Origin of the sequence: Chitinibacter sp. ZOR0017 (genome assembly GCF_000799095.1) — a bacterium.
Taxonomy (GTDB): Bacteria; Pseudomonadota; Gammaproteobacteria; order Burkholderiales; family Chitinibacteraceae; genus Chitinibacter; species Chitinibacter tainanensis.
This window is the reverse complement of the sequence record NZ_JTLG01000034.1, coordinates 189,888-200,665: the sequence shown is the minus strand read 5'-3', so window position 1 is coordinate 200,665 and position 10,778 is coordinate 189,888. Positions and strand designations below refer to the sequence as shown.

Annotated in this window: 10 protein-coding genes; 4 read left to right on the top strand and 6 right to left on the bottom strand. The window is 57.7% G+C overall.

The window, feature by feature from the left end:
• Positions 1-226: 226 nt before the first annotated feature.
• The 3 genes from L991_RS12025 to L991_RS12015 all read right to left on the bottom strand — a co-directional run bounded on the left by L991_RS12025 (position 227) and on the right by L991_RS12015 (position 2,560).
• Positions 227-682 carry a fasciclin domain-containing protein gene (locus L991_RS12025; protein WP_028448631.1) on the bottom strand — a complete coding sequence of 152 codons (456 nt, stop codon included), beginning with the start codon at positions 680-682 and terminating at the stop codon, positions 227-229.
• A gap of 608 nt (positions 683-1,290) precedes the next feature.
• Entirely contained in the window at positions 1,291-1,911 is a 621-nt protein-coding gene (locus L991_RS12020; protein WP_047395669.1) for a hypothetical protein, read from the bottom strand.
• Positions 1,912-2,011: 100 nt separating this feature from the next.
• Complete coding sequence (locus tag L991_RS12015; protein ID WP_047395666.1) at positions 2,012-2,560, bottom strand: hypothetical protein; 549 nt, start codon at positions 2,558-2,560, stop codon at positions 2,012-2,014.
• 353 nt (positions 2,561-2,913) lie between these two features.
• Between L991_RS12015 and L991_RS12010 the strand changes: the two genes are divergently transcribed.
• Complete coding sequence (locus L991_RS12010) at positions 2,914-3,954, top strand: hypothetical protein (RefSeq protein ID WP_047395663.1); 1,041 nt, start codon at positions 2,914-2,916, stop codon at positions 3,952-3,954.
• A 134-nt stretch (positions 3,955-4,088) separates the two neighbouring features.
• On the opposite strand, the gene L991_RS12005 is transcribed toward L991_RS12010, so the two are convergent.
• From L991_RS12005 to guaB, 3 genes are all read right to left on the bottom strand, one after another.
• Entirely contained in the window at positions 4,089-4,313 is a 225-nt protein-coding gene (locus tag L991_RS12005) for a hypothetical protein (protein WP_047395660.1), read from the bottom strand.
• An 11-nt stretch (positions 4,314-4,324) separates the two neighbouring features.
• Positions 4,325-5,533, bottom strand: coding sequence for an RtcB family protein (locus L991_RS12000; protein WP_047395657.1), 1,209 nt, complete (start codon positions 5,531-5,533; stop codon positions 4,325-4,327).
• A gap of 633 nt (positions 5,534-6,166) precedes the next feature.
• Positions 6,167-7,633, bottom strand: coding sequence for an IMP dehydrogenase (guaB, locus tag L991_RS11995; protein ID WP_028448636.1), 1,467 nt, complete (start codon positions 7,631-7,633; stop codon positions 6,167-6,169).
• 183 nt (positions 7,634-7,816) lie between these two features.
• Between guaB and L991_RS11990 the strand changes: the two genes are divergently transcribed.
• The 3 genes from L991_RS11990 to L991_RS11980 are packed head-to-tail and all read left to right on the top strand — an operon-like array spanning position 7,817 to position 10,481.
• A complete protein-coding gene (locus L991_RS11990) occupies positions 7,817-8,992 on the top strand; it encodes a patatin-like phospholipase family protein (RefSeq protein ID WP_028448637.1) in 1,176 nt (391 codons plus the stop codon).
• 32 nt (positions 8,993-9,024) lie between these two features.
• Positions 9,025-9,546, top strand: a complete 522-nt coding sequence (locus L991_RS11985) for a disulfide bond formation protein B (RefSeq protein WP_047395654.1) — start codon at positions 9,025-9,027, stop codon at positions 9,544-9,546.
• Complete coding sequence (locus L991_RS11980; protein ID WP_028448639.1) at positions 9,543-10,481, top strand: hydrogen peroxide-inducible genes activator; 939 nt, start codon at positions 9,543-9,545, stop codon at positions 10,479-10,481. Before L991_RS11985 ends, L991_RS11980 begins: the two co-directional genes overlap by 4 nt.
• Positions 10,482-10,778: the final 297 nt, after the last annotated feature.

Below are 10,778 nucleotides of genomic sequence, written 5' to 3'. Positions count from 1 at the left end.
TGCAAGGGGCAAGGCAAGACTGCCCCTTGCTCGTCCGGCGGGCGAAACCGCCGGTTTACCGCCTGCGTAGCAGGCCTTGCCTATCTGAATAAATCTACCGACGCGATTTACGGCAATTTAGGGGCGGTACCCAGTGCGCTCAGATGTAGCAAAAATAAAAACGGCAGCCCACCCAAGCTGCCGTTTTGTTTTCAAGCGGCGCAATGCCGCATGCGAGTGTGGCCAATTATTTTGGCAGGATCACCGTATCGATCACATGAATCACCCCATTGTCGGCCACGATGTCGGTGGCGGTGACTTTGGCATTGTTCACTTTCACCCCGTCATTGGTGGTGATGGTGATGGGTGAGCCTTGTACGGTTTTGACTTTGCCGGCTTTCACATCCGCCGCCATCACTTTACCTGGCACCACATGGTAGGTCAGTACGGCGGTGAGCTTGGCTTTGTCTTTCAGCAGCGCTTCCAGATCGGCTTTGGGGATTTTGGCAAAGGCTGCGTCGGTGGGGGCAAAGACCGTGAATGGGCCTTTACCTTTCAGGGTGTCGACCAGATCAGCTGCCTTGAGGGCAGTGGCTAATGTCGAAAAATTACCCGCCGAAACTGCGGTATCCACGATGTCTTTCGCATGGGCGGATACAGAAACAACCGCGGCCAAAAGGGTGGTGAGAATATAGCGTTTCATGAAAAACCTCTTCATTTTTAGTCAAATTTACCGTCTAAAAATTAACCCGCACACGTGCGTTGTGATGGGGTTAAGAATCTTCATTTCACTGCGCTGGCACAAATCCGGCTCCGTAGGGGCTGACGCGCACTGGCAAAGTGCTTCATCACACCTCACTACAAAGCCGTATTTGTCCGTGCAGATGCATACTATACCCATTAGTTAAAAAATGCTACTAAACGGTAGATAAATTTATCTTGCGGTTTCTTTGTCGAGAATAGGCAGGCCAAGCCAGCCTTGCGGCGGGCCATGATCATGCGGTTGAAGTAGTTGGTTTGAGCGATTTGTGGCGCGAGCCAGTGAGTGATCTAGCATCTATGCATGCCAAACGCGGCGGCGATTGCTATCCGAGCGCGGCATCATCCGCGCACAAGGGGCAGCAGCATTGAGCTTGCATCGAACGCCGGGCTCGAAGGGCGTGGCGGTCTTTGAATTAATACGGGGTAGGCGTATTGCTATGTAGCTTAATCCATAAAATGCTTAGCAGGGTATACCCATGATGTTGGCACGGATTCGTCGCCAGCTCACTACGCCGTGGCGGTCAGCAAACGTTGTCGCCGTGCAGTGACTCAGTGCAAATTCACCGTGCTCCAGCCCAGCAGTTGCTGCCAGCTGGCGCGATCAACTACGGGGTTATTGGCTTGCGCGCTGTCGAGGGCCCATTGGCCTATTTCGCGACTGGCGTGTTGGATGGTTTGCACGGTGGCGAGTTTATCCAGGCACTGCGGGCTTGCTTCGGCGCATAGCCAGTCTTGCTCCAGCCAGAGGGCAAACGGTATTTGCCCCGAGCATTGGCCGGCCAGCGATGGATGGGCGTCGCGACAAAAGCTTGCCCAATCGATGGGCTGCACCAGGCAGGCTTGGCTTTGTTGCACAATCAATTTCAGGCTGGAGATTTGCTGCATGAGTTGGATGTTTAGCTTGCGCACAGCCTCCGCATTGGCATCGAGGGTGCTGGCTTGTGTTAGCACGATTTGCATCAGGCCATTCTGCAACTGCAGATCCGACAGCCATCGCTGTGTGCGAGCGTGCTGATCGAGGAGTACAGGGCAGCTACGATCAACCTGTGCTAGTTGCTTTATCAGGCCGATCGCTTGCTCAAGTTTACCCGGCTCGCTAAAGAGTTTGTTGAGATCGATCGCGAAACAGGGTGGGGCCAAGAGCAAGCTCAAGCAGATGACGGTTTTCATGGTGTGAATCCACTGAATGTGAAGCTACGGCAGTGCCTGCACGACAGATTGAATGCGCGGCCACGGCGCGGGTGTAGACCGTGGCCCGCTGGACTAGAACTTAAAACAGCGAATGCTTGAGTTTGCCCATTTTTAGCACCGGTGAGCGGGCTTGCTGGCCGCTGAGGTCAATTTCTGCGGCGCCCAGCTGAAAATCTTCGCCATCCTGATTGCCGGAAAAATGCGCCACGATTTTCTTGGCGCCTTTAAATACCGTTAGCTCAACCCCGCTGGCCTGACCGGCGTTGATGCCGAGGTAATAGCTAAATTCACCGCGGCTAAAGCTCACGACATCCAGCCCGGTATGCGGGCCGGTGCTGAGGTTGGCGATGGTGAAGGGCGCTTGTGGGGTGGCATCGACATTCATTTCTACCTTGCCGGGCAGGCCATAGCGGTAGCTCACCCGGCCAAACGGCTCTTTGGCGCGATCAGCACATAGCGACACCACTTTGCCGGTTTGGGTGTTTTTCCAGCCGGCATCGGTGGCTTTGGTGGGGCCCATCCAGGCATCCACAATCGCGACTTCATTGGCTTGGCAATGGCTGGGCACGGCCGCTACGGCGCTGGTGCCGGCAAGAGTGAGCAGGGTGGTGAGCAGCATGTGGCGCATAGTAGGCTCCGAAATAGTCCGCGCGGCGGGGAGGGGTGATGGGTTATTAGCATAGCGCATTGAGCTCGGTATTATTCCGCGGAATGCGAGTCTTGAGTTGGCTGGGCGTCAGCTTTGTCGTTACTATGCCTGAACGCAGGTTGCTGGGTAAATGCTGGCCGCTGCGTGCGAGTGCTGGTTATGCTCACGGTAACCAGAGCTGCAACCCGTGCTGCAACAGGCACTGCAAACATACAAAGGGTATCGCCCCCGGTTCATTATCAGTTAATGCCTAGTGCTCAATACTGTGGGTGGGTATAGGGATGGGCTGGTGTGGCTATGGGCTGGGGTGGTCGTTAAAGTAGGAGCAGGTGATGCAAATTCAACGCCAACAATTAGATGATGCCGCCGCGGCCGGGTTATTAGCACCGGCGCAGGTGGGGCCATTGTGGGATTTTCTGGCGACACAAACGGCACAAACGCCCAGTTCTCGCGCGACGCATATTTTGTATTACCTCGGCGGGCTGTTGGCGATTGGGGCGATGAGCCTCTTTATGACTTTAGGCTGGGATCTGTGGGGTGGCTGGGGTCTGTCGCTGATCGCGCTGCTCTATGCACTGCTGGGGGTGGGGCTGACCGAATATTGCTTGCGCCGGCCAGGGCTGCGGATTCCGGCCGGGATTGCGGCCGCCTTTGTGGTGGTGCTGACCCCGCTGGCGATTTACGGCCTGCAGGCGGGCTTGGGCTATTGGGAATTGAGCGACGAATACCGTGATTACCATGTGCGGATAGATTGGCGCTGGCTATGGATGGAGCTGGCCACGTTGGCGGTCGGGGCGATTATGCTCTGGCGCTATCGCTTGCCGTTTTTGATGCTGCCAGTGGCCGTCACGCTGTGGTATCTCAGTATGGATCTCACGCCGATCTTATTTCACGATAGCGATCTGCAATGGCAGTTGCGCAAATGGGTGTCGGTGTATGTGGGCCTATTGATGCTGGGGCTGGCGTTCTGGATTGAGCTGCGCACGCGCTCGCGCGAGGATTTTGCCTTCTGGCTGTATCTGTTTGGCTTGCTGGCCTTCTGGGTGGCGCTGACCAGTATGGATTCGGATAGCGAGCTCAAGCGTTTGGCGTATTGCCTGCTGAATCTCGGTTTACTGCTTATTGGGGCGGTGCTGAGCCGGCGCGTGTTTGCCGTGTTTGGCGGGCTGGGGGTGGCGGCCTATGTGGGGCATCTGGCGTATTCGGTGTTTCGCGATAGCCTGTTGTTTCCGCTGGCGCTGACGGTGCTAGGGGCGGCGGTGGTGTATCTGGGCATTGTTTGGCAGCGGCATGAGGCGCGCATTACGGCGCGCCTGCGCCAGTATTTGCCCGCCGCGCTGCAAGAGCTGCTGGCGCGGCGGCAGTTGAGTTAAAGAAAGTCCGCCGTAGATTTAGCTAGGGTATCGCCTGCTAAGCTATATGGTGAAATCCTTGTCAGGCTATACCCATTGCCATTTAATTAAAGCGGGGCTTGCAGGAGGCCAAGCTTTGCGCCAATAAGGCTTGCTCAACGTTGCCGCAAGCGGGCACGAGTGCTTTGCCGACCGCCGGCGAGGGCGGAGTCGGCATCCAGATCGCTGGCGTCATCGGCGCCGCTGGCCCAGTCTTGCTGCAGTAGTTGTTGCAAGGCTTGGCGCTCGCTGCGGCGGCGGGCACGTTCGCTTTGCTCGTGCGCTCCGGCTTGGCGCTGGCGGGCGGTGAGGGCGAAGGGATTACGGGGTTTGAATTGCATCACGTTCTCCTTTAGCCCTTGATGCACACTACTTGCTTGAGCGTGTGCACCACTTCCACCAGATCGCGCTGATGCGCCATCACCGTGTCGATGTCTTTGTACGCGGCCGGAATTTCATCCACCACGCCGCCATCTTTACGGCATTCAACACCGGCGGTTTGCGCCGCAAGGTCAAAGCGGTTGTAGCGCTGTTTGGCCTCGGTGCGGCTAAGGGTGCGCCCCGCACCGTGACTGCAAGAGCAAAACGATTCGGTATTGCCCAAGCCGCGCACGATATAGCTTTTGGCGCCCATGCTGCCCGGAATAATGCCCAATTGCCCGGCATGCGCCGCGATGGCGCCTTTGCGGGTAATGAACAAATCCGTCTCCTGATGGCGTTCGCGCGCCACGTAATTATGGTGGCAATTGATCGCTTCATCAGTCAGCGTAAAGGCTGGCAAATGCGGGCGAATCGCCTCCACAACACGGCGCATCATTTCGCGCCGGTTGACCAGCGCATAATCCTGCGCCCATTCCACCGCAGCCACATAATCATCAAACAGCGTTGAGCCCGCAGCAAAATAGGCCAGATCTTTATCCGGCAAATGTTGCTGATGGCGCTGCATGTCTTTTTGTGCCGCCGCGATAAAATAGCGCCCGATCACATTACCGGTGCCGCGACTGCCCGAGTGCAGCATCAGCCACACGCGGTCGGCTTCATCCAGACACAGCTCGATAAAATGATTGCCACCGCCCAAGGTGCCGATCTGGCAGATCCAGGTTTGCGCAAATTGCCGCTGCATTTTTAGCAAACCCGGGTGCTGGCCCACTAGCGCATCCAGCCGGTCATTCAGCGGCCGTGCCACGCGCTGCATGGCGCCACCCCGCACTTTGCTCCATTCATGCTGCTGAAAACCAACCGGCACTTCGGCCTCGATGGCCGACCGAATGCGCGCCAGGTTATCGGGCAAATCGCTGGCGGTGAGCGAAGTGCGCACCGCATTCATGCCGCAGCCAATATCCACGCCCACAGCGGCCGGGATAATCGCTTCGCGGGTTGGAATCACCGAGCCCACGGTGGCGCCAATGCCCAGATGCACATCCGGCATCGCCGCGATATGGCCATGCACGATTGGTAGTTGCGCGGTATTCAAGAGTTGATTGAGCGCTGCGGGCGCGATGTCGTCGGTCCAGATCTTGACCGGCACCCGCCCTTTATTCAGTTGTTGTACGACTGGCATACATAAATCCTGTAGACGTAAAAAAGCCCCGGAAGATCAGTTGCCGCCCCATCCTTGGCCAAGTGGCGTTGAGCATCAACGCTGGGCAGTGGGGTGCTTTGATCGAAAACCGGGGCGGCGCAGCGTGAGCGCTGCGGCAGGAACCCGGCGTGCCAGTCACGCCGAATTCCGGGGGATTCGGGTGCTGGTTTAGTGGGTGTTCATCACAAACTGGGTCACGGCAAATACTCCCCTGTAGATGGTGCGCTATTGAGCTGCACGCGACGTTGCACATTGGCCGGGCCAAGCCCGACCACCAAGAGCGCGCATCTTGCCGAGCTACGGCTCATGCCGTCAAGCGTGGCCGGCAAATTGTGGTGTCGATGGCGACAGGTGTGACCTTGGGGCGCCGCAGTAGGCTTGCTGCAACCGGGCTTGCTCGAGGCGGGGAGTGGCGAACCGAGGGGATTGAAAATATGGGGCGAATTTTCAATTGATCGGTGGGTATATGGCTATAAGCCATAATTAATATGGATTATGAGACTATACCCATGTGCTTTTCGTGGCCTATTCTGCTTACGCAGACGCTGGCCCAAAGCGCTGGCCGAAAAAAAACCGCCCCGTAGGGCGGCTTTTGGCGAAGCGATCAAGCGTTTAGTCTTGATGGTAGTTCGGCGCTTCTTTGGTGATTTGCACGTCGTGCACGTGTGATTCGCGGATACCGGCAGCGGTGATCTGTACGAATTCAGCTTTGGCATGCACATCGTCAATTGTGGCGCAACCGAGGTAGCCCATCGATGAGCGCAGGCCGCCTACCAGTTGGTGGATCACGGCAGTCAGCGGGCCTTTGTACGGTACGCGACCTTCAATGCCTTCCGGTACCAGTTTGTCCGCATCGGCGGTTTTATCCTGGAAGTAACGGTCTGATGAACCATTTGCGCCCGACATCGCACCCAGCGAGCCCATGCCGCGGTAGCTCTTGTACGAGCGACCTTGGTACAGCTCAACTTCACCCGGGGCTTCTTCGGTACCACCAAACAGACCGCCCAGCATCACCATGTGCGCGCCGGCGGCGATGGCTTTGGCGATGTCGCCCGAGAAGCGGATACCGCCATCGGCGATCAGCGGCACGCCCGTGCCGGCCAGAGCTTCGGCCACATTCGCCACCGCAGAAATTTGTGGTACGCCAACACCCGCCACGATCCGCGTCGTGCAGATCGAGCCTGGGCCGATGCCGACTTTCACCGCATCCGCGCCCGCTTCAACCAGCGCCAGTGCCGCTGCGCCAGTAGCGATATTGCCGCCGATCACTTGTACTTGTGGGAAGTTGGTTTTCACCCATTTCACGCGATCCAGTACGCCTTGGCTGTGGCCGTGCGCAGTGTCCACCACAATCACGTCAACGCCAGCTTCCACCAGCAGTTTTACGCGCTCGTCTGTGCCTGCGCCGACGCCGACTGCCGCGCCCACGCGCAGACGACCTTGTTCGTCTTTGGCGGCCAGTGGGTGTTCGCTGGTTTTAACGATGTCTTTAACGGTGATCAGGCCTTTGAGTTTGAAGGCGTCGTCGACCACCAGCACGCGCTCGAGGCGGTGATCGTGCATCAGGGTGCGGGCGTCTTCAATGCTGGTGCCTTCTTTCACGGTAACCAGTTTGTCTTTCGGTGTCATGATGGATGACACTGGGACGTCGAGGCGAGTTTCGAAACGCAGATCGCGGTTCGTGACAATCCCGACTACCTGACCGTTTTCAACTACGGGCAGGCCAGAAATTTTGTGCTGGCGAGTCAGCGCAATCACATCGCGCACCAGCATGGTTGGCGCGATGGTGACCGGATCTTTCACAATGCCAGATTCGTAGCGTTTAACTTTGGCTACTTCTTGCGCCTGGCGTTCCGGCGTCATGTTCTTATGGATAATACCAATGCCGCCTTCTTGGGCCATGGCAATGGCCAAGCGCGCTTCGGTCACGGTGTCCATCGCAGCGGAAACCAGCGGCAGATTCAGGCGGATACCGCGAGTGAACTGGGTGGCGAGCGAAACGTCGCGAGGCAGAATATTGGAGTGGGCAGGGACGAGCAGAACGTCGTCGAACGTGAGGGCTTTTTGCACAATGCGCATGAGCTAGATCCTTTTCGCCAAAAAAGCATTATACCGAAATGTCTCATTTTCGACTATGGCCTTGTAATATTGCAGTTCTTCGTGCTGTCAGCTTGACTTGTTGCGGCGCATGATTGCTGTTCGCCAGCCCAGCAGCTAGGGTAAAACTGACAGCCCAGCCGTCAGCTAGGCGAGGAGGCGAGCATGAATCGCGAATGGCAAGCAGCGCCCGATACGGCGCTTATCCTCTCGGGGGGCGGGGCGCGGGCGGCCTATCAGGTGGGCGTGCTGTTGGCGATTGCCAAGCTCTTGCCCCAGCATGCGGCCAATCCTTTTCCGATTATTTGCGGCACCTCGGCCGGAGCGATCAATGCCGCGGGTCTGGCGGTGAGTGCCCAGCAGTTTCGCCATGGGGTCTTTTCGTTGGCACGGATGTGGCAAAACCTCTATCCCGAGCTGATTTACCGTGGCTCGCTCGGTGCCTTGCTGGCCACTGGTGCTCACTGGATGGGCTCGCTGATGCTGGGCGGGTTGGGGCGCTATAACCCGCGGGCTTTTCTCGATAATGCGCCGCTGCGTGATTTTCTGGAGCAGCGGGTGGATTTCAGCCAGATTCAGCGCAATATCGAGCAAGGCGCGCTGCGGGCCGTGGCGATCTCGACCTTGGGCTACAGCAGCGGGCAATCGGTGGCGTTTTTTCAAGGGCACCCTGAATTAGAAGGCTGGCAGCGCGCCTCACGGATTGGGGTACGTACCCAGCTAAATGTCTCGCATTTAATGGCGTCCAGCGCAATACCCCTGGTTTTTCCAGCTGAGCGTATTCATCGCGAGTTTTTTGGCGATGGCTCGGTGCGGCAATTGGCACCGCTGAGCCCTGCTATTCATCTGGGCGCCAAGCGCTTGCTGGTAATCGGGGTGGCGCCGCATGGCGATGACGCGCCGGCGCGGCAGCAGGTGAGTGATTACCCGACGCTGGCGCAGGTGAGCGGGCAGCTGATGAATAGTATTTTTCTGGATTCGCTTGAGGTTGATCTGGAGCGCATTACCCGCATCAACCGCACGATTTCGCTGATCCCTGCTGAGGTGCGGGCCAGCAGTGGGCTGAATTTACGCCCGGTGGAGGTGTTAACCATCGCGCCATCGCAGCCGCTGGAAAAACTCACCTTGCCTTTCAAACGCGAGTTTTCGCTGGGGATGCGCTTTTTTCTCGGCGGTTTGGGGGCATTTCGCCGGCAGGGCTCGGTGGTGGCCAGCTATTTATTATTTAGTGGCGCGTATGCGCGACGGCTGATTGGGCTGGGCTATCAGGATGCGCTGGCTAAAGAAGCACAATTGCGCGATTTTCTGGCTGCCAAGGAAACGGATTCGGCGCTAGAATAGCCGTTTTCTATTCTGACTGGGCGGAGAACAGCATGAATTTGTTCCGCTGGCGATTTGGTTTTGCCTTGGTTTTTCTGGCTTGCGCCGGCATGATCGGCTTTGCGCTCTACCATCAATTTTATCAATGGCTGATGCCTTGCCTGTACTGCGTGTATGAGCGCATCGGCATTATTGTGACGGGCCTGCTGGCGCTGGTGGCGGCGATTTTCCCGCCCAAAACCCGCACTGGTGTCTATGCCCAAACCGGTTTGCTGACAGTGGCGGCTGGCGTGACGGCCGCGGTGGGTATTCGCCATACATGGTATCAATACACCCCGCGCGATCCGAGCGCGCTGTGCCCATCGAGCTTGCCGTTCCCGATTGATCTGAATGCCTTGCCAGGCTGGCTCGCGAGCGTGATCCGGCCGGTGGGCGATTGCGGCAATATCGATTTCACCTTGTTTGGCATCACCATGCCGGCCTGGGTGGCGGTGGCCGGGGTTGCTATCGTGGTGTGGAGCTGGTCTTTGTGCCGGCATCAACTGAATGAAATTCGACGGAATCAGTGGCGATGACGCTTACCGAATTGCGCTATATCGTAGCCGTGGCGCGCGAGCGCCACTTTGGCCGCGCCGCCAATAGCTGTTTTGTGTCGCAGCCGACTTTGTCGGTGGCGGTAAAAAAACTCGAAGATGAGCTCGGGGTGACGCTGTTTGAGCGTTCATCGGGCGATGTTTCGCTCACCGCCATTGGTGGCCGCATCGTCGAGCAGGCGCAGCGGGTGCTGGAAGAAGTAACTGTGGTGAAGCAGCTGGCCGAGCAGGGTAAAGACCCCTTGGCCGGCAGTTTACGCTTGGGGGTGATCTACACCATTAGCCCTTATTTATTGCCCCACCTGATCCCTGAGCTGCGCCAGCTGGCACCGCAAATGCAATTGCTGCTGGAAGAAAACTACACCGCGCGGCTGGCCGAGATGCTTAAGCAGGGTGAAATTGATGTGGCGATTGTCGCCGAGCCTTTTCACGAAGGGGGTATTGCTACGCAAGCCTTGTATGAAGAAGGCTTTGTGGTGGCTACCCCTCGGGGGCATGCTTGGGAGGCTATGCCGGAGATTTCGTCCGAGCAGTTGGCCGAAGAAAACGTGCTCTTACTCTCGCCGGGGAATTGCTTTCGCGATCAGGTGCTGCAAACCTGTCCGGATCTGAATCGCGAAAGTATGGGTGGCACCGGTGGCCTGCAGCGCACTTTGCAGGGCTCTTCGCTCACGACCATTCGCCACATGGTGGCTGGCGGGATCGGGGTAACCGTGTTGCCGGTGACGTCGGTAAGTGCCGCCGATGATGCATTGCTGAGTATTCGCCCATTTGCCGAGCCCGCGCCTACCCGCCGGGTGGTCATGGCTTGGCGGCGCAATTTCCCGCGTATGGCGGCGATCGAAGCGTTGCGGCAAGCGGTATTGCAATCGGGTATGCCGAAAGTCACCTGGCTCAAAGATGCGCCAATCGAATAAGCGGGCGTGATGAAGTCGCAGTGCGCGAAAGCCAGTCTGCAGCGATGCAGGCTGGCTTTTTTTGCGCCTTAGCACCGCGTAATCAGCGTGGCATGGGGCAGATGACAGGTCTGACGGATGTGGCGTAGCGCGTATGCAGCAGTGGCCGGCAGCTGGCTAGAACAAAATGAGTGGGGCTTGGGGGGGGTATCTTTGCCGGATTTAAGTGATTTAATGCTTGTGCGGCAATACCTGTATGGGTATGCGAGCAATAGCCAACAAAAAAGGCCTGACGCGCTAGCGTGAGGCCTGATTGTT

What these genes read in the sequence shown, in the direction of transcription:
- L991_RS12025 (WP_028448631.1), bottom strand. Translation starts at nt 682, where the DNA reads ATGAAACGCTATATTCTCACCACCCTTTTGGCCGCGGTTGTTTCTGTA.
- L991_RS12020 (WP_047395669.1), bottom strand. Translation starts at nt 1,911, where the DNA reads ATGAAAACCGTCATCTGCTTGAGCTTGCTCTTGGCCCCACCCTGTTTC.
- L991_RS12015 (WP_047395666.1), bottom strand. Translation starts at nt 2,560, where the DNA reads ATGCGCCACATGCTGCTCACCACCCTGCTCACTCTTGCCGGCACCAGC.
- L991_RS12010 (WP_047395663.1), top strand. Translation starts at nt 2,914, where the DNA reads ATGCAAATTCAACGCCAACAATTAGATGATGCCGCCGCGGCCGGGTTA.
- L991_RS12005 (WP_047395660.1), bottom strand. Translation starts at nt 4,313, where the DNA reads ATGCAATTCAAACCCCGTAATCCCTTCGCCCTCACCGCCCGCCAGCGC.
- L991_RS12000 (WP_047395657.1), bottom strand. Translation starts at nt 5,533, where the DNA reads ATGCCAGTCGTACAACAACTGAATAAAGGGCGGGTGCCGGTCAAGATC.
- guaB (WP_028448636.1), bottom strand. Translation starts at nt 7,633, where the DNA reads ATGCGCATTGTGCAAAAAGCCCTCACGTTCGACGACGTTCTGCTCGTC.
- L991_RS11990 (WP_028448637.1), top strand. Translation starts at nt 7,817, where the DNA reads ATGAATCGCGAATGGCAAGCAGCGCCCGATACGGCGCTTATCCTCTCG.
- L991_RS11985 (WP_047395654.1), top strand. Translation starts at nt 9,025, where the DNA reads ATGAATTTGTTCCGCTGGCGATTTGGTTTTGCCTTGGTTTTTCTGGCT.
- L991_RS11980 (WP_028448639.1), top strand. Translation starts at nt 9,543, where the DNA reads ATGACGCTTACCGAATTGCGCTATATCGTAGCCGTGGCGCGCGAGCGC.